At 36.5% G+C, this 24,784-nt stretch carries 28 protein-coding genes, 2 tRNA genes and 1 pseudogene; 17 read left to right on the top strand and 14 right to left on the bottom strand.

Annotated elements, in window-relative coordinates; all coding sequences use genetic code 11:
- Positions 1 to 94: 94 nt before the first annotated feature.
- The 3 genes from BM271_RS13680 (at position 95) to BM271_RS13670 (ending at position 944) form a co-directional block, all read left to right on the top strand.
- Positions 95 to 691 (top strand): competence protein ComK, encoded by a 597-nt coding sequence (locus tag BM271_RS13680; RefSeq protein ID WP_046790604.1) that lies wholly within the window; start codon positions 95 to 97, stop codon positions 689 to 691.
- Positions 692 to 779: 88 nt separating this feature from the next.
- A tRNA-Asn gene (locus BM271_RS13675) sits at positions 780 to 854 on the top strand.
- A gap of 1 nt (position 855) precedes the next feature.
- Positions 856 to 944, top strand: a tRNA-Ser gene (locus BM271_RS13670).
- Between the two features lie 208 nt (positions 945 to 1,152).
- Here the strand turns inward: BM271_RS13670 and BM271_RS13665 are convergent.
- A protein-coding gene (locus BM271_RS13665) for an IS3 family transposase (protein WP_268794023.1) occupies positions 1,153 to 2,300 on the bottom strand; the annotation gives its coding sequence in 2 pieces (ribosomal slippage) (positions 1,153 to 2,036 and positions 2,036 to 2,300; 1,149 coding nt in all).
- Positions 2,301 to 2,392: 92 nt separating this feature from the next.
- Between BM271_RS13665 and BM271_RS14545 the strand changes: the two are divergent.
- Positions 2,393 to 2,626 (top strand): annotated as a pseudogene (locus tag BM271_RS14545) (SAM-dependent methyltransferase); the annotation flags it as partial.
- Between the two features lie 182 nt (positions 2,627 to 2,808).
- Complete coding sequence (locus tag BM271_RS13650; RefSeq protein WP_046790601.1) at positions 2,809 to 3,582, top strand: hypothetical protein; 774 nt, start codon at positions 2,809 to 2,811, stop codon at positions 3,580 to 3,582.
- A 71-nt stretch (positions 3,583 to 3,653) separates the two neighbouring features.
- Here BM271_RS13650 and BM271_RS13645 read toward each other — a convergent pair whose 3' ends face one another.
- Positions 3,654 to 4,340 (bottom strand): hypothetical protein, encoded by a 687-nt coding sequence (locus tag BM271_RS13645; protein WP_046790600.1) that lies wholly within the window; start codon positions 4,338 to 4,340, stop codon positions 3,654 to 3,656.
- A 439-nt stretch (positions 4,341 to 4,779) separates the two neighbouring features.
- On the opposite strand from BM271_RS13645, the gene BM271_RS13640 reads away from it, so the two are divergent.
- The 5 genes from BM271_RS13640 to BM271_RS13620 all read left to right on the top strand — a co-directional run bounded on the left by BM271_RS13640 (position 4,780) and on the right by BM271_RS13620 (position 9,027).
- Positions 4,780 to 5,124, top strand: a complete 345-nt coding sequence (locus BM271_RS13640; protein WP_046790599.1) for an HNH endonuclease — start codon at positions 4,780 to 4,782, stop codon at positions 5,122 to 5,124.
- Between the two features lie 173 nt (positions 5,125 to 5,297).
- The gene (locus BM271_RS13635) at positions 5,298 to 5,630 is read left to right on the top strand and encodes a P27 family phage terminase small subunit (RefSeq protein WP_052749887.1); all 333 of its coding nucleotides are present in this window, start codon (positions 5,298 to 5,300) and stop codon (positions 5,628 to 5,630) included.
- Positions 5,627 to 7,315, top strand: a complete 1,689-nt coding sequence (locus BM271_RS13630) for a terminase TerL endonuclease subunit (RefSeq protein ID WP_046790598.1) — start codon at positions 5,627 to 5,629, stop codon at positions 7,313 to 7,315. Before BM271_RS13635 ends, BM271_RS13630 begins: the two co-directional genes overlap by 4 nt.
- Positions 7,316 to 7,336: 21 nt before the next feature.
- A complete protein-coding gene (locus BM271_RS13625; protein ID WP_046790597.1) occupies positions 7,337 to 8,020 on the top strand; it encodes a phage portal family protein in 684 nt (227 codons plus the stop codon).
- Positions 8,021 to 8,256: 236 nt separating this feature from the next.
- Positions 8,257 to 9,027, top strand: a complete 771-nt coding sequence (locus BM271_RS13620; RefSeq protein ID WP_143544954.1) for a LysM peptidoglycan-binding domain-containing protein — start codon at positions 8,257 to 8,259, stop codon at positions 9,025 to 9,027.
- A gap of 422 nt (positions 9,028 to 9,449) precedes the next feature.
- Here BM271_RS13620 and BM271_RS13615 read toward each other — a convergent pair whose 3' ends face one another.
- The 3 genes from BM271_RS13615 to BM271_RS13605 all read right to left on the bottom strand — a co-directional run bounded on the left by BM271_RS13615 (position 9,450) and on the right by BM271_RS13605 (position 12,510).
- Positions 9,450 to 10,736: an HIRAN domain-containing protein gene (locus tag BM271_RS13615; RefSeq protein WP_052749885.1), complete on the bottom strand. Its 1,287-nt coding sequence runs from the start codon at positions 10,734 to 10,736 to the stop codon at positions 9,450 to 9,452.
- Positions 10,737 to 10,978: 242 nt separating this feature from the next.
- The gene (locus BM271_RS13610; protein WP_046790596.1) at positions 10,979 to 11,980 is read right to left on the bottom strand and encodes an Abi family protein; all 1,002 of its coding nucleotides are present in this window, start codon (positions 11,978 to 11,980) and stop codon (positions 10,979 to 10,981) included.
- A 104-nt stretch (positions 11,981 to 12,084) separates the two neighbouring features.
- A complete protein-coding gene (locus tag BM271_RS13605) occupies positions 12,085 to 12,510 on the bottom strand; it encodes a hypothetical protein (protein ID WP_052749884.1) in 426 nt (141 codons plus the stop codon).
- A gap of 195 nt (positions 12,511 to 12,705) precedes the next feature.
- Here BM271_RS13605 and BM271_RS13600 point away from each other — a divergent pair, with 195 nt between their 5' ends.
- Positions 12,706 to 13,056, top strand: coding sequence for a hypothetical protein (locus tag BM271_RS13600; protein ID WP_046790595.1), 351 nt, complete (start codon positions 12,706 to 12,708; stop codon positions 13,054 to 13,056).
- A 204-nt stretch (positions 13,057 to 13,260) separates the two neighbouring features.
- Here BM271_RS13600 and BM271_RS13595 read toward each other — a convergent pair whose 3' ends face one another.
- Positions 13,261 to 14,139: a hypothetical protein gene (locus BM271_RS13595; RefSeq protein ID WP_046790594.1), complete on the bottom strand. Its 879-nt coding sequence runs from the start codon at positions 14,137 to 14,139 to the stop codon at positions 13,261 to 13,263.
- Positions 14,140 to 14,246: 107 nt separating this feature from the next.
- On the opposite strand from BM271_RS13595, the gene BM271_RS13590 reads away from it, so the two are divergent.
- Positions 14,247 to 14,675, top strand: coding sequence for a YolD-like family protein (locus tag BM271_RS13590; RefSeq protein ID WP_052749883.1), 429 nt, complete (start codon positions 14,247 to 14,249; stop codon positions 14,673 to 14,675).
- Positions 14,676 to 14,709: 34 nt separating this feature from the next.
- Here the strand turns inward: BM271_RS13590 and BM271_RS13585 are convergent, their stop codons facing one another.
- Positions 14,710 to 15,321 (bottom strand): DUF4352 domain-containing protein, encoded by a 612-nt coding sequence (locus BM271_RS13585; RefSeq protein ID WP_052749882.1) that lies wholly within the window; start codon positions 15,319 to 15,321, stop codon positions 14,710 to 14,712.
- A 262-nt stretch (positions 15,322 to 15,583) separates the two neighbouring features.
- Between BM271_RS13585 and BM271_RS13580 the strand changes: the two genes are divergently transcribed.
- Together BM271_RS13580 and BM271_RS13575 are read left to right on the top strand one after the other, a co-directional pair.
- On the top strand, positions 15,584 to 15,805 hold the full coding sequence (locus BM271_RS13580) for a hypothetical protein (RefSeq protein WP_046790593.1): 222 nt from the start codon (positions 15,584 to 15,586) through the stop codon (positions 15,803 to 15,805).
- 33 nt (positions 15,806 to 15,838) lie between these two features.
- The gene (locus BM271_RS13575) at positions 15,839 to 16,147 is read left to right on the top strand and encodes a DUF771 domain-containing protein (protein WP_046790592.1); all 309 of its coding nucleotides are present in this window, start codon (positions 15,839 to 15,841) and stop codon (positions 16,145 to 16,147) included.
- A gap of 400 nt (positions 16,148 to 16,547) precedes the next feature.
- Here the strand turns inward: BM271_RS13575 and BM271_RS13565 are convergent, their stop codons facing one another.
- From BM271_RS13565 to BM271_RS13550, 3 genes are all read right to left on the bottom strand, one after another.
- Positions 16,548 to 17,306 (bottom strand): hypothetical protein, encoded by a 759-nt coding sequence (locus BM271_RS13565; protein WP_052749881.1) that lies wholly within the window; start codon positions 17,304 to 17,306, stop codon positions 16,548 to 16,550.
- A 795-nt stretch (positions 17,307 to 18,101) separates the two neighbouring features.
- On the bottom strand, positions 18,102 to 18,605 hold the full coding sequence (locus tag BM271_RS13555; RefSeq protein WP_046790589.1) for a GNAT family N-acetyltransferase: 504 nt from the start codon (positions 18,603 to 18,605) through the stop codon (positions 18,102 to 18,104).
- A gap of 136 nt (positions 18,606 to 18,741) precedes the next feature.
- Positions 18,742 to 19,590, bottom strand: a complete 849-nt coding sequence (locus BM271_RS13550; protein WP_046790588.1) for a VOC family protein — start codon at positions 19,588 to 19,590, stop codon at positions 18,742 to 18,744.
- A 137-nt stretch (positions 19,591 to 19,727) separates the two neighbouring features.
- On the opposite strand from BM271_RS13550, the gene BM271_RS13545 reads away from it, so the two are divergent.
- Together BM271_RS13545 and BM271_RS13540 are read left to right on the top strand one after the other, a co-directional pair.
- Positions 19,728 to 20,078: a winged helix-turn-helix transcriptional regulator gene (locus tag BM271_RS13545; protein WP_046790587.1), complete on the top strand. Its 351-nt coding sequence runs from the start codon at positions 19,728 to 19,730 to the stop codon at positions 20,076 to 20,078.
- An 89-nt stretch (positions 20,079 to 20,167) separates the two neighbouring features.
- The gene (locus tag BM271_RS13540; protein ID WP_234960613.1) at positions 20,168 to 21,562 is read left to right on the top strand and encodes a M20/M25/M40 family metallo-hydrolase; all 1,395 of its coding nucleotides are present in this window, start codon (positions 20,168 to 20,170) and stop codon (positions 21,560 to 21,562) included.
- Between the two features lie 59 nt (positions 21,563 to 21,621).
- On the opposite strand, the gene BM271_RS13535 is transcribed toward BM271_RS13540, so the two are convergent.
- Positions 21,622 to 22,188 carry a thermonuclease family protein gene (locus BM271_RS13535; protein WP_052749880.1) on the bottom strand — a complete coding sequence of 189 codons (567 nt, stop codon included), beginning with the start codon at positions 22,186 to 22,188 and terminating at the stop codon, positions 21,622 to 21,624.
- Between the two features lie 139 nt (positions 22,189 to 22,327).
- On the opposite strand from BM271_RS13535, the gene BM271_RS13530 reads away from it, so the two are divergent.
- Positions 22,328 to 23,071 (top strand): MerR family transcriptional regulator, encoded by a 744-nt coding sequence (locus tag BM271_RS13530; protein ID WP_046791523.1) that lies wholly within the window; start codon positions 22,328 to 22,330, stop codon positions 23,069 to 23,071.
- Positions 23,072 to 23,123: 52 nt separating this feature from the next.
- Here the strand turns inward: BM271_RS13530 and BM271_RS13525 are convergent, their stop codons facing one another.
- The 3 genes from BM271_RS13525 to BM271_RS13515 form a co-directional block, all read right to left on the bottom strand.
- Positions 23,124 to 23,294: a Rieske 2Fe-2S domain-containing protein gene (locus BM271_RS13525; protein WP_268794022.1), complete on the bottom strand. Its 171-nt coding sequence runs from the start codon at positions 23,292 to 23,294 to the stop codon at positions 23,124 to 23,126.
- A gap of 3 nt (positions 23,295 to 23,297) precedes the next feature.
- Positions 23,298 to 23,864 carry an FAD-binding oxidoreductase gene (locus BM271_RS13520; RefSeq protein ID WP_143544953.1) on the bottom strand — a complete coding sequence of 189 codons (567 nt, stop codon included), beginning with the start codon at positions 23,862 to 23,864 and terminating at the stop codon, positions 23,298 to 23,300.
- A 173-nt stretch (positions 23,865 to 24,037) separates the two neighbouring features.
- Complete coding sequence (locus BM271_RS13515) at positions 24,038 to 24,661, bottom strand: NAD(P)/FAD-dependent oxidoreductase (RefSeq protein WP_046790584.1); 624 nt, start codon at positions 24,659 to 24,661, stop codon at positions 24,038 to 24,040.
- Positions 24,662 to 24,784 lie beyond the last annotated feature (123 nt).

The following is a 24,784-nucleotide window of genomic DNA, read 5'->3' as shown; positions in this document are numbered from 1 at the left end:
TTAACAATAATTTTAATTAATTAATATTTTTGTTAACAAAATAGTTAACATGTGATATTCTATAATTAGAATATTTAGACAGAGGAGGAATAATATGAATCGGCTTCAGTATCAGATAAATGAAGAAACAATGTATATCGTATCAATTAATAATAACGGGAATATAGAGAGCAGAATCGGGGAAACTTATGGAGACAGTATGGAGTGCAGACTGACTCCGAATAAGTTAATAGAAAGAAATTGCAGAAATCATTCACAAAATTATCTTGCCCGAAAAGATTTGAGTAAATCTCTGACCAATATCACCAGTAAAATTCCTGTAATCATAGATTTGTTCGGCGCTTACATATATTTCTGTACACATTCCGACAGAGTGCATGAAAATAACTGGTTCAATATAAAACATATACAGGCATATTGGGATAATAAAGGAATGACACGCATACAGTTTTCAAATAATGAAGAACTTGAAGTGGATATTTCTTATTCTTCATTCAACAATCAGTATTTGAATGCACTTAAGTTGCATTACAGGTTTAATCAGCAGAAGGAGAAGTATCAAAAGAAAGAGATGGGAATGCATTTCCAATATCCTTCTTTGGGCAGGGGAGAATCCGCCCAAATTAATGAAACAATCTATCATTCTTATATAAATTATATAAATGGTCTGCAAGCCAGAGGCAGAGTGTAAATTTAATATAAAACATGTTGAGAAAAGCTTGAAATAATCTGTGGGAATAGATATAATTGTAAATGTTCGATTGAAAAAATAACATTGTTCCACAGTAGCTCAGTGGTAGAGCTATCGGCTGTTAACCGATCGGTCGTAGGTTCGAATCCTACCTGTGGAGCCATGGAGATGTACTCAAGTGGCTGAAGAGGCGCCCCTGCTAAGGGTGTAGGTCGGTTTTGCCGGCGCGAGGGTTCAAATCCCTCCATCTCCGTTATAACCAGTTGATATATCAACGTTTAGAGTGGTTACGTGTCCAATACGTGACCATTCTTTTTTATATGGTTTCATATATATATGAACCTCTGTCAAGAATACGGACACATTAAATCGGGACAATCCATCTAATGTGTAATATTTTCATGCCTTATTTATTTTTTACAAGTATTAAATTTAAAATTCGCGTTTAAAATTTGAGACACTTAAGCATACCGTTTTTCGAATTCAATCGGTGACAGATAATCGATATAAGAATGTATTCTTTCGTAGTTATAGAAACTGACGATGTATTCCAGTATGCTCCTGCTTGCGACTGCTCTGGTGGCGTAATTCTCATGATGAATCAGTTCTTTCTTGATGATACTGTGAAAGGATTCAATATAGGCATTGTCGTAACAGTTGCCTTTGCGGCTCATGCTGGTCGTGATACCGTTGGCCCGCAGTAAGGCTTGATAGTCCAGCGCTGCATACTGGCTGCCTCTGTCGGAATGATGAATCAGTCCTTTTGTGGGCGCCTGAGTCTGAAATGCACGCTTCAGTGCGCGAATTACCAGGTCTTTCGTCATTTTGCCAGACATCGCCCAGCCGATGATGCGCCTGGAAAACAGATCCATCACGGTCGCCAGGTAAAGCCAGCCTTCTTTCGTCGGGATGTAAGTGATATCTGAGACCCATACTTCGCCACGCCCGCTGACTTTGAAGTCCTGATCCAGCAGATTCGGATAAACCGGTAGATTATGTTTTGAATTTGTGGTGGCCTTATATTTCTTCGCTGTGTTTGAACGAATGCCCATCTCTTTCATATAACGCGTCACAGTGCGTTCGGAAATGCGGATGCCATCCTGACGGAGTATCGCTGTGATTTTCGGGCTGCCATACCGCGCTTTGGATTGCTTGTGGATCTGCCGAATCTTATCTTTCATCTCTTCTTTCCGTTGCTTCTGTGGTGATTCTGTTCGTCCCATCCATTCATAGAAGCCGCCCTTTGAAACACCGAGGGTGCTGCACATCTTTGATACACGAAATTCGTGCCGGTGGTCTGCGATGAAGCCATAAATCACTTCTGGTCGTTGGTAAAGATGCGCATAGCCTTTTTTAGTATTTTATTCTCTTCCTCCAGATCTCTTAATTGTTTCTGTAAATCCCGCTCTCTCTGATTCTCTGGGCTCAGGTTACCGCTGCCGATGAATGCATCCGTCCCATTGTCTTTATAATTCTCGACCCACTTGCCCACGGTACTCTTTGGAATCTCCAATTCACGGGCCACTGAAGCAATGGTCTTACCATTATCGACCACTAAACTCACTGCCTCCGCCTTAATCTGTTTATCGTAATTCCTGCCTCTAGCCATAATCATGAACACCTTCCGTAAATTTTATATGATACCATTGTATCTTTTTCTGTCTCAATTTACTGTGTCCGGTTTCTAGTCTAACTTCAGATTCATGGCTTGCTAAGAAATATGGAGTGCTGGATGACTTATGGCCAATAGACATTCATCAAGGGTTCAGCGAGTGCATGAGGGTCCTCAAACTAAATGGCACACTGATATTCAAATGGAATGAGGAGCAGGTAAGCTTAAAAGAAGTCTTGAATGCAATTGGATATAAACCACTCTTCGGTAACAAGAGGTCTAAGACTCATTGGTTGGTATTTATGAAATTAGAAAAGGAGTGAGTAAGATGAGCGACAATATAATGGATTTCAGACATTTAAAGATTGAGCATGGCAGAAAATATTTTGTACCTGCAAAAGTAAGAAATTTATCGTAAATACTGATATAGGAAGGATATCAGAAAACATATCGTCTATGGTTTGTTATTATAATTATATACCATTTTTCAAGGAGGATATATTTTTTGGAAACATCATTGATAATTTCAATTTTTTCAGCAGTAATAGCACTAGTTTCTGTATTACTAAGTGGATTTTCATTATATATTAATACTGCAGATAGGCGTTTAAAAGATAATCCATTCTTTATTTTTAATTCAACTACATTTGAATCAAAATTTCAAAATGATATATTTGTAAATTCTATACTTTATAATTTCATTACTGCATCAACAGATGAAGAACAATTAAGTGTTATAAGAGAGAAATCAGTTCATGATTTCAGGAGGAAAATGAATATAGCAAACGAAAAAACGTATTTAAAGCTTTATAATGCTGGGGGAATTGGTAAAAAATTGACTGTTAAAACATCATTTAAAGTACCAGTAAATCAATTAGAACAAAAAAAGACATATAAACATGGCTATTGGGATGTATTATTTGAAGAAGAAAAAAATAAGCCAGGACAGTATTCCTTGACTACTAGTCATCGTAAAAACGGGTCAATGTTTAGAATGGATTTTAATTCAGAAGAAACCTTTAAGACACCTTATAAAGGGATTACCTCAGATGGATATTTAGATGTATCAATACCAAAAGAATTTATACTTTTTTCAAACTTACATTTCGCTGAAATTGTAGATGAATTACCTAAACTAGAAATTAGTATTCAAGGAAAAAATGTATATAACAAAGATTTCAATGATACAATTCTATTGGTTATTGACAGGTATAAAATTAGTGATGGTACAAAAGGAAGGTTTTTAAAAATCGGAATACGAGGGATTAACAAAGAGTGAATGTTCAGACGCCAAAGTTCTCCTCCTTTCTTCTTAGGAAAAAAGAAATAAGATGATATCGAAATTTCGTCTTATTTTTCTTTATCATCTTTAATCAATGAATCACTTTCGTATATTCTTTGGAGTAAAAATAGAAGAAGTGAAAAACCGGATGGATCACTAACTATTTGGATGAATATAAAGGCGAATACAACTGATCCAATGAAATAGTGAACGATATAAGGTGATACAGTTATTATTGCTGTTTTATATTTCTCTAAAATATTTAATGTATCTTCATCCATTTCCTTATCGATTGGTATGGTCGATGCATTATAAATAATAGTTCGCATGTTGAATTCGCTTATCAAATTCATAGTGGAAGAAATCTCTCGAAAGACTTGAATAACAGATGCTTGCTGTTTATTAATAGTACGAGTCAATTCTTGGGATATTGAATTAAATAAATCAGTTTGAATATTTATCTGAGGTAAGTTTATTTTGATTACATCAATATTAAAATAGTTGTGATCTAAAGCTGGAACATTAGAAAAACTGAAATTACTTAAATAATGTTTGGGTGATGTGATTTCCTTTACTTGATTTATAAGCCCTTCTCTTTCTGCTAAGTATTTCTCATATGATATTTGAATGCTGTTATTTATCGGAACTGACTTAGTAATGCTTATAGCCATATCACGTTGACTGTTTAAATAATTCATTGCGGTATTAACTGAAGCCATCTGAGCTCTTGCTGCATCAAATCCATCAAAGTACATATCATCATCTCCTTTACTGTTATATATCATTATACATCGATTTTATATATTCTCTAATACTATTATTGAAAAGTCGGACTTTATCTGGACACATTGTCTGTTGATACTCTTTATAATAGTAAGTGTAGATGTATATCTATAAATCGCTTTGCTTATACAGTCACACACATTGTAAAACCTGGAATGTTTTCCTTACTCACACTGAAGCTCACATGATCTGTGGGATTCATCATTATTAGATAAGATAATAATATATATGGTATCAACGAGGGCGCTCAGTCGAGCGTCCTTTTATTATATAGGAGTGGATGCATATGATAATCAGTTATGGCAACAGGATAAGTCACAGCTTGAGAGGACAGTGATCCACATCTTGATGGCCATATATTGGCTTGCAGATGAGTGTTGCAGTAAGGCTAACTTGTTGAGGTGAAAAAGAATGGTATTTAACTTTGATGAACTGATTGATAGAAAGAAGTTTTATCTTAGTCAATCATGGAAGGCAATGCGAAAGAAGATTAGACAAAGAGATAACAATGAATGTCAATGGTGTAAAGCCAAAGGCAAGCTCACGATTGATAGAGGTGAGCTTAATCGTAATGGACGAAAGAAGAATGCATTAATTGTTCATCACATTAAAGAGTTAGAAGAGCGACCAGATCTTAGACTTGATGAAAGTAATTTAGTCACTGTCTGTTTTGAATGTCATGAAAGGCATCATGAACGATGGAAAGAAAATCATAAGCCTAAAGAAAACAAATGGTCAGCTGATGAAATGTGGTAAAAGAATAAGAACATAATGCCCCGGGTCAAACCGAATCGACTTTTTATTTCCTCTGGGGAACCGGATGGGGGGAATCAACTCCGCAGATTTTATAAATTAATCTCTCATGATGGGGGTCTCACAGCTTACGAAAAGAGGGGGGGAGGGGTTGACAAAGAAATGAGGTGAGTAGCATGGCAGTAGCAGTTGATAATGTTTCTAAATACCTTTTGTCCAAGATTGACCAGGATGACCACAGTGCTGTTGAAATTATCCAACGGTATGTGGATCTCCTGAATCTTTTCCGAAAGATGCAGGCGCAGGTGAGAAAAGATGGACCATCTGTGGAAATAAAAAATGGTGAGCAAAGCTATGTGAAAGCCCATCCGCTCATCAGTGACATGAAGAATATCAATGCTCAGTTACTAAATATCAAAAAAGAAATCGATCGATACATGAAGGAATATGAATTGAAGTTAATCCAAGAAAAGAATAAAGCAGAATACAGTGAAGAAGAATTAACATGACTGCTGAAAATTCTATTCTTAATAAAAATGGTGTTCCTTCTTTTGTTACTGACTACATTGATAGCTACAAAAATAACAATATTGTACTTAATACCGAGCGAATAAAGTTAATAAAACTGCTTGAAAAATCGATTTTTAAGAGAGTTGAATCCGGCGATTTATATTTTGATGAAGAACACATCAGCAAATGTATCAAGTTTGCAGAGAAGTGGTATTTCCCTTTGCAGCCATTTCAAAAATTCATCATCAGCTTTATATTTTTATTTCACTCACATAATAATAGGAGCTACTATAAAGAGTTCCTGATAATGATGGGGCGTGGCGGTGGTAAAAACGGATTAATATCCGTCATCAGTCACTATCTAATATCTGAATTGCATGGTATTGAAAACTATAATGGCTCTGTAGTAGCGAACAGCGAAGAACAGGCAAAAACAAGCTTTGAAGAAATATATGATTCAATCAATGCCGCAACCACACTTCAAAGAGCATTCTACAAAACGAAGTTGGAAATCAAATCGAATGGCACCAACTCAAAGTTTAAGTTCCATACGGCAAACCCGAAAACAAAAGACGGTGGGCGCCAGGGCTTCGTTATTTTTGATGAAATACATGCTTATGAAAGCTCTGATCTGGTCAATGTATACACCTCTGGTATGGGTAAGAAAAAAGACTCACGGAAGTTCTACATTGGTACAGACGGTTATGTCAGAGATGGTTATCTAGATAACATGAAACGCATTGCGAATAATATATTAGATGGCGAACATCCTGATTCTAAGATGTTCGTTTTTATTTGCAAACTGGACGATGAAAAAGAAGTAGCTGATCAAAAAAATTGGGAGAAAGCAAACCCGATGTTTTCCCAGCCGATGAGTGAATACGCTGAAATACTCTTTGAAGAAATTCAAGAGGAATACATGAAATTTAATTATGACGGCACTTCTCGTGCTGAATTCATGACTAAGCGTATGAACTTGCCAGAAGAGGATCTGGAGAAGATTGTGGCTACCTGGGAAGACATTATGAAAACCAATCGGCCGATGCCGTTACTTAATAACAGAACCGCCGTTGTTGGTGTCGATTACGCCAATACAGTAGACTTCGCTGCGATTGGTTTCTTATTCCGTGTTGATAATAACTATATATGGCATAGTCATCAATTTGCCCGTCGTGGGTTCCTGGATAAAGTTTCGCTTGGACCACCGATTGAAGAATGGGAGAAAGAAGGGCATCTCACTATTGTGGATACACCAACGATTGCACCAGAACTGATGGTCGAATGGATACAAAAAGAATGTAGACGGCTTAATTTGAGGGTGCATAAGGTCATGATTGACCGGTTCCGATATGATATCACCCGCCCGGCATTTCAAGGCGCAGGGATTGAATTGGAGCCTCTCAACTATATGAAATCAGTTCATGCACAAATATCACCAAGGGTTGAAATGATATTTAATAACCATCAAGTCATCTGGGGCGATAATCCGCTGATGCGGTGGAATACGAACAATACCGCGGTCAAGATTGGAAAAGATGGCAATAAAGAGTTTATCAAGAAAGACCCCGTCAGGCGAAAAACGGACGGCTTCCATGCATTCTTGCATGCGCTGTATCGTTCGGATGAAGTGCTCCAGAAAGATATCAATAAATCACTGGACATGATGGATGCCATGCTGGGATAGATTGCAGGAGGTGAATACAATGTGGGCATCTTAGATTTTATGAATAGAAACAAAGAAGTACGCTTGAGTGAAATTGAATTGTCGATTGAAACGACAAATCGTGTCTACCTGAAACGTTTGGCACTCGATACCTGTATCAACTTTATCGGCCGCACCATCAGTGATAGTGAATTCCGTGTGATGAAAGAGAACAAAGCACAAAGCAATACACTATTCTATAAATTGAATGTGCGGCCGAACACAGATAAAAGTGCGGCAAACTTTTGGCAAGACTTCGTGTATAAGCTGATTTATGAAAATGAAGTACTTGTTATCAAGACAGACACAGATGATTTGGTCATTGCGGACTATTTCGTCCGAAAAGAAATGGCACTATATGATGACACATTCGAAGGTGTATTGGTAGATATGAGAGGAAAGCTTGCAGAATCGACAAGATGGGCGGCACCGCACTATCAAACACCGATTGCGCAGCTTGAAAGAGGCATTCACCATAGTGCCACACTTTCAACGCTTGCAGGGAGCACGACTGAAGCCTTTGCCCGGTTCCATGTGCATACGCATGATTGGCCATGTATTGGATATAAGTTCTCGATTGAGCCGCACAATATTATAGAAACGCCAGACGGACCGAGAGCGGTTATCCATTACAATCACTCGCTGCCTATCGTCGGATATCATGTCGGTTGTGTTTTGCATTTTTAAAATACATAATATTGCAAAGGCATAGTACATAGTTTTGCAAGGAAGAATATATAGTATTAAATCAATTTGACATGGAGCCTCTACAAGCATGAATAAGAGCCAGGAAGCCAGAGCTCAAAAGTAATCTGGCATTGCCAGCAAGGCTATCATGCTTGTTTCTCCACATCAAATCGTGAAGTATTCTTTATGTAATTAACATTGCAATATTAGTCTTTAGATTCTGCAATAATGTGTATTTGAATCTTGCATTAAACATCGGTAACAGTAATGACCTTTCCATGGGCATTCTGATTGCAGGGGACTATACTCAAGAAGAACTGACCGATGCAGCGATGGCATCCTTTGCGGATTTGAACAATGCACTGGACCAGGACAATATTGCGATGGGGGGCATGTTCCCCCACAGTGCGTATCCGGGGTATGAGTGGAAGAAATGCAGTGTGTATAGCCCGAAATATGCGCTTGAGACTGGCGAGGACATTATTGGTGAATCCGGTGGAACAGAAGTATCTGTGCCGGACGCTCCATCTCCGACACCAGATGTCTATATTGTGCAGCAAGGCGATACGCTCTATAGTATTGCTGCCACTGAAGATTTCACTGCCGATGATTTGATGACTTGGAATGGCATTGCAGACCCAACAACGCTCAGAGTGGGGCAGGAACTGAAGCTGTATGGTAGCCAAACTGATGAGCAACAAACGCCATACACAGTTGGAGACTGGGAAACAAATGATTACGGTACGCAGTATATCAAAGCGAAAGGTACATTTACTGTTGGCGGTTCCCGAATTATGAGTCGGGCGAACGGGCCGTTTGTCAGCAATCCAGAAGGTGGATGGGTATATCCAGGGTATAAAATTAAGTACGCATATCTTTGCAGGCAAGGTAATCATGTTTGGATCGAATACGAGCAAAACAGACAGACATGGTGGTTGCCGTACAACACATGGGATAGTGTGACAGGCGCTGTCGGAGAAGATGGGCCGTGGGGCACATTTAGCTAAAGCCAATAACGTATATGTACACATGCACTTGTGTGCTATCTGCACCCGTCCGAGAGGGCGGGATACATAAAAAAGCTGATGCAGTTTCCGCTGCACCAGCTCGTATGGTATATTCCAAATATGATTATAGCAGGTTTGGTAGATATTGCTAGAAAAAACCCGAGTCAGGAATTAAGAGTTAAATAATCATTATCGACAAGTCGCATAAGCAGTAGTGTTTAAAAAAATAATCAAACTATAGCATAAAACATTAATACGACTATGGAGTCATTGCCATAGATGTATGGTTTAACAAACCCCTCAATTGGAGTAATATCCGAAAGAGGGGTTATTCTTCGTTCTTTGCAATTTTATGTTTAAAGTGCATAATGTTAATCTATAACTACGTTTGTATTAATAAATTTACTGACTTTAAAATTTAATTATCTAAATATCTCTTTAAGAAGTTTATACTTTATTTTCGAATCTATTATACTTTTATTTACTTTATTAAAATCAACATTGCTCACTTTTATTGAAATATTAATAAAGTTTCTTTCGATTTTTTCAATTTTAGAATCAAACGTAAATCCATAATTCATAAATTCAGATATAATAGATGCCCACTCCGACTTTATATATCCTATTTGATTTTGTAATTCATCAGTAACCATTATAGCAAACTCATCATATAAATTATTATTTTCTCTTATTAAACACACCGAATCATTCTTTGATAATTTATTTATGTACTGTGTTCTGTTGGCGATATTAGTACCGACTACAGGAACCACTTTTTTTACGAAGCTCATTTTATTAGTTTCCCAACTTGGGATACTTGTTTTATATTTATCAGTTAAAATCTTAATTACATCTGAGTCGATTATTAAGTGATTATTATCCGATTTTCTCAAAGAGTAATCTATGTGACTTAAACTTCTTTTGTCCCATCTTCCTTTTATTTCAACAAGAACACTGTCATTTCCTTTTTTGATATAAAAATCAGGAAGATAATATTTACCACCAGTATCAATGAAATATGATGGATCTTCATAAAGCCAGTTTAAATTTTGAAACTCCAAGAATCTTGCAAAATCAGCCTCCCATTTAGATTTAAAGCTATGCCTTAAATCTTTCCTGTACCCACTTAAAGCAGCATAATAATTATTTGTTGCAGGCTTATCCAATGGAAAACTTCTACCATTATATATCTTATAGAAGCGTAAACTTTTAGAAGTAATATCACTGTAACTATAAACACCAATTCTCAATCCAGCGTATTCACATTGTCTCCATATTTCTCTACCAGTCTCATTTTTGGCATAAATAACAAATATGGAAATTTGTACATTTGTTTCTTTTATAGTACATGAATAGATTTTATAATGGACATTATAATCTTCACAAATTTTTTCTATTGTGTTTCCTTGTTCAGATGACACTACGATAAAAAATTTTATTAAACCTTTATCTTTGGTAAATAAGTCATGAAAATTAAAAATATCGAAATGATTCTCTAAGAAGTATTTTGTAGATGTCCAAACATTCGTAGATTTGTTTAAAGATTCTAATTCTTTTTTTCTAGTATAAAGAATGAAATCTCTAATATTTCTGTCTAATCCATATATTTTGCTATCCTTTAACAATAATTTATTATATCGTTTACCATAACTAGAATTTCTAAAATCAGAAACCTCCTTTTTATCAAAACGATACTCTATTTTTTCCATTAGTTTTCTCCTCTTTCCACCTATTGATCATCTTTACATAGTTTTCATTTTATTTATATCATATCCAACTACTCTAACTTTGAACGGTTGAACATAAATGTGATATTGTTTTTTAAAAGCTAAAATCCCCCCCTCTAGCGGAATAATTGCTGCCGGGGGTTAATTTAATTAGAATTATATAGATTTCTCAAAGTCTATAGACTAATTGATTTGCACTTATCTAAAATTTGTAATTATTGAACTTACATAGTGCGATATTGAATATATAAAGCTATCCGATCCATAATATCTTCTGGTAAACCTAGTATTTGATAAACTGATTTTTGATTAATTAATTGCGTCGGAGAATAATCTTTTTCGTCCACATAAGGTATAATCACCAAGATAAATTCACTTAAAAATTTATGTATCAATTCAATGTCCTGAGTATATTTTAATATTAAATTAATAGCAGCTAAAAGGTCCTGAAGTCCTCTATTTTTATCAAGGTCTTCTTTTTTTAATAAGGTAGAACCGAAAAAATGTACGGATGATTCCTCTTGAAGTTTATTATTTATTTTTTCTTTAAAATCTCTTTTACCATGAGCTGCTAGATTTCTATATTCTCTCAGAAAGTGAAAAGAATGATGGAAATATTTTTCTTGAAACCATTCATACAAGTTACTGTTTTCAAAAAAATCTTTAAATAATTCGCTTTTTAGATGTTTCGGTAGAATGTTAGACCAAGAAATTACAGTGTAAAATGAGATATCTTGAACTACAATCCAAGGAGGAATATTTTTTTTATTTTCTTTAAAATAATGTGTTAGAGAATTTGACTTACATGTATCAATAACCTCTTGAATGTCTCGCAAAGTTCTGTACCTTAAGTATTGGTAGTCTTTGTAGTTATTACGGTCCAAGTATTCACTAGAATAAACACCGAACTCTCTAGCTACTATATGCGATAGACGTGAACGTAAAGATTTTTCAATGTATAAAATGTACTTGAATATTAAAGAAGAAATATCGGAATATAAATAGTAGGTGGAAGTAAAATCATTAAATGTTGTGTTGTCAACCATTGTATCTGTTGTGTCAACTTCTAAAAAATAATTTTTATAACCGTTTATTAATGAATAGTAGGAATGATTTTTAAGTTCTGATATAGCATGATCTTCATCATCTACAATTATATTTTTATTTATGATTCTCTCCAATAAGGTAGGATAATCATAAAATGGTACTTCATCTAATTCAGACATAAAAAAACGGAGCCCCCTAAGATAAATAAGAGAACTCCGTACCAGGCTTCTCGCCGGCATTTCAGTTACTCTTATTATATCATTTTTTATAACTTTATCAACATTTATTTTGAAATATACTCTAAACTATCTCCAACCTTTACCGGAGTGTCTGTGTACATTGATTTTAAATCAAGAACATCTTCTTTTAAAATGTTTAATTTATCTTGCTGGGTACCTGATATAGTATTTAGGCTATTTAATAATGATTTACTACTTGCTAAAGTTGATTCGACAGCTAGATTCTTATAATATGTAGGAGTTTCACAATATGAAAACCTGTCTTCAGTTTTTTTGACAATTAATTTCCCTTTATATCCTTCGAATTTTCCTAGAACTGCATTAGTATCGGGATCTTTAATCACTCTTCCTTCGGCATCAATAATATAGAATGCGTATCCGTTCTGTACACCGTCCAAACTACCCGCATTAATAATAACTTCAGTTTCACTTAAGATAGCAGCGATTTTAATTTTCTTACCATTCTTCATTATCAAACACCTCTTATTATATTTAATCCTAATTATTTTATAAATTATAGCATTTAGAACTGGTCTTTACACATAGAACATTATATATACACTAACTAGCTTAAGTAAGTAAACACCTTTATTTATATATCTAATATAAGGCTATTCTGCTATATTTAAATAATATTATCAATATATCAAAGGGGAGTGCTTATTATGAAAGATGAAAGAAAAGAAACTGTAGGTATTGATATGGATGGAAGTTCCGACGGAACAGTGAGTGGTAATGAAGTTATTGGTTCTTTTGATAAGGGTATTACAGCCAGAGAAACGAGAAATATAGAGATTTCGGACAACATCTTAAGATTAGAAAATATGTCTGAAGTTGAAATCAATGAATTAAAGGAAACACTAAAAGAAGTGATGGAAGCTTTAGAAGTAATAGAAAAAAATAAGGGTGCTAATAATATAGGAGAAAAAGTCTTAGGAAGAGTTTCAGAAAAAGCAGTTGATGCATTGTTTAAATTAGGTCAATACAATATAACCGGTGAGTGGAATAGTTTTTAACCAAGATACTTTAATTACTTTACAATACAAACATATGTTCGTTATAATCATTCGTAAGAGGAGTGATTATGATGTACAACTATTATTTATGTCCAAAAAGAGGTGTATTATTGAAAATGGGCATTATAACTCATTCTTATTATTACTCAAGAAATAGTTAATCTCAACACCTCACTGCAGGTGGTTTTTTTAAAGTATAGTATATTACCTTAAATTTCTAAGTAAGTTTGATAAGCTCTTATGAATTTCTCCATTTTCTATTATTAGCCAAGAATGCAATTTTTCAAAAACATTCTCTTTCATATAATTATCCGTCCCTATTTCCATTAAATCGAAGTTAGCGAAACTTTTATGAAAAGAATTAATGTCTATGCCATCTTTAAGTGAATCTATAATTTTATCTAGTTCCTCGAATTCATTTCCAGATGGTAGAGGCATCAGATTAATATAAGAGCTCTCCTTTAATACTATATTCATTAACTCTATTTTATTGAATAAAGTACTAAAATGATTGCTTTCAATATATTCAATTTTTCTGGTTAATACATCTATTCTATCTTGGTATATTTCTTTATCATTTGTTTTATCAGATTTGGTTGTTTTAAAAGCATCTTTGCTTTCTAAGTTATTTAATATTTTACTTACAATTTCTTTATATAAGCTGATATCATTTTCAAGTATATTAATATCAGATTGATAAGATTTTAATAAGTCAATTTCTGTTTCAATTTGAAGCCTCTTCTTGTTATCCGCTTCAACCATTTTTAAATTATCTATTTGTTTTTCATTCTGTAGATGGGCAACATATATTACGCCTATAGTACCTAATATCCCACCTAAAAAACTGCCCCAGAATCCAAGCCAACCATTTGAAGTACCGCTTACTAAATTTACTAAAGGAAAATTGGTTATGCCAATCGCTACTATAAAAGGTGTTAGTACAGCCAAGAATACAATACTTAAGATTAAGATATAACTATAATTTGAGGTAATCTTACTTAAATTTCTATTACATTTCTTTAGAATAAAATTAAGTTTTTTAAACCATTTTTTAAAACCTGTTTCATCTTTGCTTTTGTGCAATGAACTTACCTTCTTCCAAGTTTGTTTAATTTTATTATAACTATGATATATCGCTTTACAATACGAACATATGTTCTATATAATAATTCGTAAGAGGAGTGATTATCATGAGCGTATATGGAGGACTAGACTACAGGGAAATGGATGTATCAGAACTTGACTCCAACATTCCACAGGGGAGGGGCATGATTAAGTGGGCACCATTTGCCACAATGCCAGAACAGTATGAGCGAGTGGCCGAGATGATAGAGGTCCAGGCTAAGACTCCGGCACCTACCCATGACAATGAAACATTGGTCATGCTGGAAGAAGAACTGCGCAGGTCAGTAGGGGAGACAGTCGTGCTACGTTACTGGAACGATGGATTCGAGGTGCAGCTTGAATGTAAGATTGAGTACATAGCGGATAAGGCAGGCATGGTGGTAGTGAGCAAAGGTGCTGAAGTGATTAATGTGGAGTTTAGATATATTTATGAGATAATTTTAAAAAACGGAGTTTGTTCAAATAAACCCATTTCCACAATATTGCTTATTTAGACATAACAAAACCGCCCTGGGAGGCGGTTGTTTTTTAGTATAAATTGAAATCTATTGTGTCGTTAGAAAGCATATTATCCTTATATCTCAGTGTTAAATCTTCGTCACCTTGCGGTACTTCGAAAGCGACAGTACCTGACACATTACCACCAGCGGCCAAAGCGCCTGAATTTAGTTGCTCTCCAACGCCATCAAGAGAAAGCACTCCAAAGCTATCAGTGATATTGCCGTTTCCATCCTGCAGTTCAAAGTTCAATGGATTATAGTTAATTTCCTCATCTGATCCATTGACTATTTCAATATTTACAATGACAAATTCATACCCATCTTTCACTACCTCGAACTCATCTGCTTGACGTTTTTCAACATTAGAAATCGTAATTTGTTTGCCATCAATGTCTGCAGTATCGCCAACGGCATACTCTTGGTCTTCAGGTGCTGCTTCTTCTGTCTCTTCTACGCTTGTTTCTTCGCTCCCTGCAACATCATCGGACGATTCAGTGCCATCGTCACCGCTTGGCGTGATAAGAGCGACACAGCCGCCCAGCAATATAAGTAAAGCGACTATACCAAAGCACCCAATGCCAGTCCATTTCAGGGCGCCGCCTTTCTTTTTCTTTGGCTGTTGTTCATTTTGTTCACTCATAATATGTAATACCTCCCAATATTTTCTAAATATATTGTAACATTACTTTTTGAAACCGACTATCATAAATTCATTAATATTGAAGAATTTTTGAAATCTTTCACTTATAGATATAATGTTAAGCAAATGTACTGAATCGCTAACATTAAATTTGTCTATATTTACGAGATAATTTAGAAACTTATTCTCCACAGAATAAAGTATTGTTATGTATTTCTTTCTATTAGAGGTATGTCTATACTCAATATAGGAGAGTGATCACATGGACTTACATATAAATATTGAATACGTCATGTTAAATCAAAATTTGCTGCATGATATGGTAACCGGAAAGATCGATAAAGATGGTACTGTCTATTACACAATGGAGAATGATCTGATCGATAATTACTATGTAGATATTAACGCTGTGCCAGGACAGGTAGCTGGGATGATGACTGCGATGGAGCTGAGTGAGACGTTGCTGAGTTCGCAGTTTAGATAAGCAAAAAGCAAAGATTTTTTAGAGGAGTATGAAATGCAAAAGATTAATGTAACAATTCAAATTCCTGAAGAATATGTAATGATTACTAAAGTTGAATATGAAGAACTGTCATCCAACATACTACTTGGTAAATATCTAACATTAAAAGATGTGATAAAGCATACAGGTAAATCACGCAGTTGGTTAGAGGACAACCTATTGAATCATCCAATACGGATGCGACAGATAGAGCTGTTCACTCACTTCCCGCAAGGGAAGGGCGACCGTTGGGCGTTCAAAGCGAAAGAAATGTACGAATATCTGGAAAGTGAATTTCTAAAGATATTAAGCAGAGGTGATTGATTCAAAATAAAAAGCCATCCTTCATTTTGAAGTATGGCTTTTCTAATAATCACTGAAATTTTATAGTTATCCGCTTTTATATGATTCTCTTAATCAAAAATCTCAGTTACAATTTGCTTCATATACTTTTTTGCCTTCTCAGTTTCCCAAAGAAGCTTATTTCCTCTTCTATATTCACACGATCTCATTCGGTCATCTTTTAGAAAATGTTGGTCAAAGTATGTTTCTCCGATGCACATTTTGCTGCATAAAGTTTTTTTATCAATAAACCAGTCTCCTCGAGTCACGATATAGCACCACCTAAAATATTATTATCCCATTGTATTTTTTTATGTCGGACTGGAATATCGGCATAACGATTAAGTTCCACCTACATCAAGCTGTATGTGGCTTTTTTTATTTATTGAGCTATCTCTATATGACTGCCGTTCACAGTAAATGAGGGAACAGTCTGCTCTCCACCAATAACTGTCTCATAATTCAAAAGTCCTTCATAATGTCCATAGAAAGTGATGTAGTCATCTTTCAAGTAGCGTTGTTCCAGCGTGCTGCTGAACATTTGAATATATGCAATACGATCGTAATCATCGTTCACGGCCACACGATAAGCTGTGTATGGCTCATCTTCCATTACCTGTACGATTTTACCCTCGTACATGAATTTCTGACCAATGAAATCATCCGGGCGGCGTTCCAATTCGGCCATTTCTATACCAGTCTGATAATCAGCAGGGTCGAATGAATCGTCAGTAGGTTCTTCAATCTCTTCTTCAAGTTCATCTGCTTCACTTTCCTCAGCCGCTACTGTTTCGTTTGTCGACTCTTCTGTTTTTTCTTCAGTTTCTTCTACTTCTTCCGTATTCTCTTCTCTTTCTTCTTCAAGAGATCGTTCACGCTCTGCCTCTTTTCCTATTTCTGTTTGAATCGGTTCTCCACCACTCTCATTACTTGAAGCAATTTCAGACGACTGATCATCACTACTTGGAATAGAGAATATCATTCCAAAGAATAAAAATATGAATAGAACCGCGGAGATACCTGATGATACCCATAGCTTCTCTGATTTCTTTTTCCTTAACGTAAATACTAATGCAGTAACTATCAAAGTAGCAGTTGCCAAACCTGCAAGTACCCAAAGTAATACAAGTATAATTGTCATAATTAGTTCTCTCCTAAATATTGTTAGTTTTATTGTGCCAGTCTTGTGCCATTTTACTTATCAAGTTACGTGAAATAACGGTAAATGATTAATACTAAAACCCTTTAAAATCACCGTTTCAGAGCTCTCCGGTAAGTTGTGGTAATTCAACTGGATATCTCACTGTCCGACAAACCCTTGAGTACCGTTCACGTGTCCAATACGTGCCTTTTTAATCTATTTTAAGTGCTTTTAATCATAATTGAATCACTGCTAATCCTAGTAACCACGGTTAATCTTATGCGCCATTAATTTACCTTAGCGGACTCCATCTCCGTAATACCTGACCCGCAAACATATCGTTTGCGGGTTTTTTTCAGTTTAATAATTTGATAATTTGTTAACATAATATTAATATTAAATGTGTAGGGGCATATAGAGGGGGAGTGATCACTATAAAGAAATTCAGAATAATATATAAGAATCGTCTGAGACAGACCATTTATACTAATATCCATACTCTGGAAAGTCTGAAGAAAGAAATTAAAAAGGCTAAAGAGGAAGGCCATGGACATCTGATGCTGAACGGAAATGAGATTTTTCCGAATCAAGTGAAGAGAGTAAAACAATTAAAATAGTCTTATTAAAATTCTATTCCCAATATCAGGCATCACTTTAATGATCAGGACGACCGGAATTCTAAATGTTTCTATATTTTTGATTCAGCCTTTATATAAAATTCAAATAAAAAGACCAACCTCATTACTAAGATTGGTCAAAACTATACAAACGAACGTTTAGGATTTTATCGTCCTTCTATTCATTTTCTGTCCATTCACTCTTTAATATGGACATGAATGCAGCATCTTTGTATTTTCCTTTTGCATAAAAGTGTTCTCTTAGAACACCCTCATTTTTAAAACCTTGTTTTTCGTATATCCTGACTGCTTTTTCATTTTCAGTATCTACATATAGATATACTTTGTGCATATTCAATACTTCAAAAGCATATTTTACAGCTTCTTTAAATGCAAACTTGGCAAAACCATTTCCACTGAACTCTGGTTTGACAATTAACATAATTTCACAATTTCGATGGATAAAGTCTATATAATCCAAGTCTACAATACCAACCATATCGTTTTCATTTACGATTACAAATCTCCTTGCAGATTCACTTGAATTATTATTTCGATAGGACTCTTTCAATTTCTCCAATGAATTATAAGGCTCTTCGAACCAGTATGACATCAAAGAATAATCATTAGCGAGTTCATGTATGAATTCCAGGTCTGTTTCTTCCAAAGGGCGTAGTTTCATGTCTGCCTCCTGTATTTAAATTAATTTTATAATTATATATTACCATTTTAACAGTGGATACCGAAAAATGATAAATCCACAACAAAGAAGCTATCCTTGAAAAAAGGATAGCTTCTTTTAAAGTATTATCGAAAATTTAAAATGCCAGTTCTACGCGGCTTCCGGAAGAATCAGCTGAGAACGCTTTACCATTTTCATGTGTTACGTCAAAACCGATTTTCTCAAGTCTTGTGATTGCTGCATCTCTGGAGGTTTCATCAGGATACCTTAGCACATAGTAATTGAGGCCGACACCGTTTTTATCTGGAGCTGGCGCGTCAGGGCCATTCCATATATTAACCGCAATATGATGATGATAATTTTCCGTGGACATGAACATCGCCTGACCGGCAAAGTCACATACAATATCCAAGCCAAGCCCCTCGGTGTAGAATTTAAGTGCGGCACTCAAATCTCCGACATGCAGGTGCAGGTGGCCCATGACAGTATCTTTTGGCATACCGTTCCAGGGCCTGACAGGATCGAATGACTTTAACAGATTTTCAAAATCCAAAGGCTCTGTCGTCATTTCAACTTGTCCATTATGCCAGTTCCATTCCTCGGCAGGCCGGTCTATATAAATTTCGATGCCATTGCCATCAGGATCGTTAAGGTACAGCGCTTCACTTACGCGGTGGTCGGCAGAACCGAAGCGGATGTTTTTGTTAGCAAGCTGCAAAGTGATTGCAGCAAGATCTGAGCGTTCCGGCAATAGTATTGCGAAATGATACAAACCCGAAGTTCTGCCTTTAGGCGCGGCATTCTCTGGCTGGTAAAGTGACAGGATACTTGTTTCTCCATCTGTAGTCAGGCTCGCGGACTGGTCATTCTTATCCAATACAGAGAAACCTAAAGATTCTGTATAAAATTCAATTGCTCGATTCAGATCGGAAACATTTATTTTAACGTGTTCTACATGTGCTGCAGGTGGTGTATGGAATGTCATAATTACTTCCTCCGAATATTTTATAGTTACTTTATGTAACTTAGTATATAATATATAATAAATAATGTAAAGAGATTTGATATCTTTTAATTATATAGTTATCTATGGTACAATGCAATCGAAGGAAGTGATAGAAAGTGAAACAATCAACACTTTGCCCAAGGTTTGAAAAAGCTGTTTCATTACTCAGTCAAAGGTGGACGGCATTGGTCATTTATCAGATGCTCGATGCACCGCAACGATTTGGCGCTATACAGTCTGCAATCGGTGTGAGTGGTAAGGTGCTTTCCGACAGACTTAAAGATATGGAGCAGGAGGAACTGGTCAAAAGAGATGTCTACCCCGAAACTCCGGTTATAATTGAATATTCACTTACAGACAAAGGGCGTTCACTTGAGCCTGTCTTAAGAGATATTGAGAAATGGTCGCAGGACTGGATTCCACCGAAGGAACCTGATGAATCAGACTCTGATCATACTCAAAAGTGAAGAAAGCGTGTCATCTTTCATGAATGAAGAAGATGGCACGCTTTTTTATATGCACCGAATGATAGTGTAATATAATGGATATACCATTAATGGATACTAAAAGAGGGGGCGGCAGTATGACATTTGATGAAGTGGATGAGATGATAAGCAGTCACAAGGAAGAATTTCTTGAACAGTTGTTCACTTTCATAAGACAGAAGAGCATCAGTACAGAAAACGAAGGAATGACCGAGTGTGCTGATCTTCTTAAAGCCTATATGGAAGAAAGCGGTATTGAAACAAAAATCATGCAGACAGAAGGGCATCCTATAGTTTACGGAGAAATGGTGAGGGACAAACATTCATTCACTCTTCTGATATACGGCCATTACGATGTACAGCCAGCGGATCCGCTGGATCAGTGGGTGTCTCCTCCGTTTGATCCAACGATACGTGACGGCAGAGTGTACGGCAGAGGCACCGGGGATAATAAAGGACAACTCATGGCTCAGCTTCTTGGCATTAAAATTTATAAGGAAGTTTTTGGAGATCTGCCAATCAATCTGAAATTTGTATTTGAAGGTGAAGAAGAAAAGGGAAGTGTAAATCTTCCGAGGTTTGTCAGTGATAACCAGGAACTTCTAAAAGCTGATTTGGTATATACAGCTGACGGCTCTTCCCATTACAGTGGATCTCCCTTGATTCTGCTCGGTGCAAGAGGAATGCTGTCAATAGAAATAACAGTAAAAGGAGCGGAATGGGATAACCACTCGGGAAACACAGGAAATATCGTACCTAATCCGGCTTGGAAGCTGATCGATCTGCTTCATTCCATGAAGGATGAGAATGGCGATGTTTTAATTGAGGGATTCTATGATTATATACGCTCTCCATCGGAAAAGGAAATGGAATTACTGAGGCAACTGCCTTTCGATCAGAAAAAAATAGGGAGTAAAATCGGTTATTCCGGATTGACAATGGACGGAGAGAGTTATTACAGGAAATTAACTATGGAACCAACATTCAATATATCCGGAATGGAGAGCGGATATACCGGTGGCGGTGTGAAAACAATCATACCTGCAACAGCCTCTGCTAAAATGGATATACGACTGGTTGCTGATCAGGATCCTTCGTACGTTTATGACAGAATTTCAGATTACATCAAGGAATATGATCCTGATATGGAAGTTGAGTTTCTAGGGTCGATGAAACCATCGAGAACTTCCGCTGACATGAAAATAGTGGATGTAGTGACCAATGTTGTCCACCAGGCGTATAATACCAAGCCGCTGATTCAGCCGAGTTTAAGTGGATCATTGCCGGATTATGTCTGGACAAGTATTTTACAGACGCCTTCGATAATTATGCCCTATGCAAACTTCGACCAGCGAAATCATTCACCAAATGAAAATATCAAACTGGATAGCTTCTTCGGCGGCATCAAATGTACATGTACCCTCATCGAAAGGCTGGGGGAATATGATAAATCATTTGAGAAATAGTGAGTGTATTCTACTAGATATATACATTGTAAAAAGCCTTCGGAAAGAATCCGAAGGCTTTAGTCATCTTCCGACCAGATGCCCAAGTTCGCTGCCTGCGCTTCCTGTTGGGCATTTTTAAGTATATCGACATATGTATCATTAGGAGGGTTGACGTATTTCACTTCCGCCAGGCCTTCCCTGACCAATATCTCGTTGACCATTTCACCATCTGCATACACATAAACCAAGTATCTGTCATAATCATCCTGTTTTGGTCCAACATCAAACTCAATTTCGATTTTTTCTGCGTTTGACAGAAGTTCTTCAGTACGCTCTGATGCTTCATGACCATAAGGCTCTTCACCATGTCTGGAATGTTTTGTCTCAGGCGTATCAATCATCAGGTATCTGAAGCTTTCATTGGAACCATTGTAATTGAATCGTGTCGTATCTCCATCAATAAATTCAGCTACTGTCACTTCTAGCCTGTCGCTGATCTCTTCATTGCCGTAAGCGTCCTGTTCAAGCCTCTGATCTTTTGGTTCCTCTTCCATAACCAATGAGGAGATGACTATGATGATCAACAGCAGTATGATGGATGGAATTGTTACTTTCTTCTTTGTTCCATAAGTCTTCTTTTTCATGAAAACACCCTTTTGTTAAGCTGAATCTTATTTATTATAATACATTATTGATGAATCAAATTGTGAAATGGTGAAAAATTTCAAATATGCGTTGACTCTGACGTTACGTCATACTCTACAGTTATATTTGCAGGAGGGGATAGATATGAGAATCAAAGAAGTAGCGGATCTTGTCGGTGTCAGTGTCCGGACACTGCACCATTACGATAAGATAGGACTGCTGGTGCCTGATGAAGTCACCGATGCAGGATACCGAAAATATTCGGAAGAAAATCTGGAAATGCTGCAGCAGATTTTATTTTTTAAAAAGCTCGGTTTTTCTCTGGAATATATCAGGAAAATGATGCATAATCCCGGTTATGATCGCGAAGAAGCGTTGAAAATGCAGAGGGAAATGCTTGAAAATGAAGCGGGAAAAATAGAAAAGATGATCAAAACTATCGATAAAACTCTTCTGTATATGAAAGGAGATATAGAAATGACAAATGAAGAAAAATTTGAAGGAATCGATTTTACAAATAACCCTTATGAAAAAGAAGCGAGGAAAAAATGGGGGGATGAAGCGGTAGAGGAATCAGAAAGACGCATTAAAAAAATGTCTCATCGAGAGCAGGAAGAACTCAAAGATCGATTTGATGAAATATATAAAAATCTGTCTGGAATCAGACATACAGCACCGGAATCTGAAATCGCACAGAAAGGTATTGAAGAATGGTATGAATATTTAAATGAAATTGGAGATTATTCTCCGGAAGCTTTTATGGGACTTGGTCAAATGTATGTCTCGGATAAAAGATTTACAAAAAATATTGATAAGTATGGTGAAGGACTTGCACAATTCATGTGTGAGGCGATGAAGTTGTTTTATGAGAACAGGAAATAGGTTAATCTCCCGAAGTTTTTGAAACTCCGGGGGATTAATTTTTGTCTGTCATTTATGATTCTTTTGCATTCCTGGTTTCATTTTCGAGGTTTTCTATGGCAGGCCCTTCAATGACCTCGCCCTTATAATTGAATCTTGATCCATGGCATGGACAGTCCCATGTTTTGTCATCCTGGTTCCAGCCAAGGCTGCAACCCATATGCGTACAGCGGTTATCGACGATATGTCAGGTATCGTCATCCCTGTACACACCTTTCTTCATGGAGCCATCCTTCACTATTTTTCCCTGTCCTGCGTTGAGCTTGGTTTCTGTAATATCGGGGTACTTGTCCATCATATTTTTGGCTTCTGATTGAACCACATGCATCGGGTTGGAAATATGCTGTTTCAGCTGTTGGAATGTTCCTTTGTTTCTATGTGGACTCAGCAGCGCTTCATATCTGTTATCGTTTCCTTCCATCAGATCGCTGATTATCATTGAAGACAGCACGCCGTTTGTCATACCGAATTTATTGAAGCCGGTCGCGACAAATCTATTATTGTGCTCTTTGTCAAAAAAGCCGATGAAGGGGAGCGAATCGGCTGCCATAAGATCTTGGGCCCTGTACGCATTGAGAATCTCCTCATTATTCGTTTTCTGATCAGCGTAGAGTTTTAATTTATCCAGCTGTTCAGACATGTCCTTCATTTCATAAGACATGTGACCAAGACCGCCAAAAAGGACAGTAGGCCGGCTGCTGTCTGGGTTGACCACATTTCTTGTAGACAGCGATGCGCCGTCGTAACCATTCAATGAAAGGTTTTCAGGTGGGGGAGTAGTCGACGTAACGACAAGACCATATCCATAGCTGATTTTGAAACTGTTAAAGTATAAGCCGTCAAAATCAAGGAAAGGGAAGTGTGTTGCGATGATAATGTTTTCAAAATCTATTTTAATGCCGTCCGTTGTGGATAATGTATTACCATCTATGGATTCACCGCGCGTGTGTTCATAAACTGTAACACTTTTTCTTTCAGTACTTCAAGTATGGTCTGTAGAAACTTAAGGGGATGGAACTCCGCCTGGTTTTTCATTACCAGTTCAGCTGAAGTCTCAAATGGCAGTTTCATTTCATTCCTGAATAAATTGCCATCAATTCCGAGAGTCTTATATACTTCGGCTTCCTTTTTAAGATCTTTGACAGAATCTTCATAAACGGCATAAATCACACCATCGACACGCTTGAAATCACAATCGATATCATGCTTATTTACGATATTTTCAATTTCATCAATGGCTTCCATCTGTGAATCATAATAAAGACGTGCCGAATCTTCATCTTTCTGTTTGCTGATCTGTCCGTAAAGCAGCCCCTGCTGCGCCATAATTCTTGCTGTCGTATTCGCAGTAGTACCACTTAGTATGCTGTTCCCCTCGATAATTGTCACTTCATGCCCACGCATTGTGAGCTGATATGCATTCATCAGGCCGCTGATTCCACCGCCGACCACAAGAACTTCAGTTTCTATATCCTTATCCAGGGCGGTAAAAGAGGGCAGTTCAACTGAATCACTCCAAAACGAAATATTTTCATTTGAAAATTCACTCATTTCTTAGTCTCATAAAGCGTTTTCAATGTTATACCCGTAATGCATATAATGTACTTATACTCTGTGGATTTTAAGAAAGTGTAAATTTGACATAAGAAAGTTATTAAAATTACTTGAAATAAT

Origin of the sequence: Salinicoccus halodurans (genome assembly GCF_900114445.1) — a bacterium.
In the GTDB taxonomy this organism is placed as follows: domain Bacteria; phylum Bacillota; class Bacilli; order Staphylococcales; family Salinicoccaceae; genus Salinicoccus; species Salinicoccus halodurans.
Note: the sequence above shows the minus strand (reverse complement) of the source record. Positions and strands in the feature narration are given on the sequence as shown.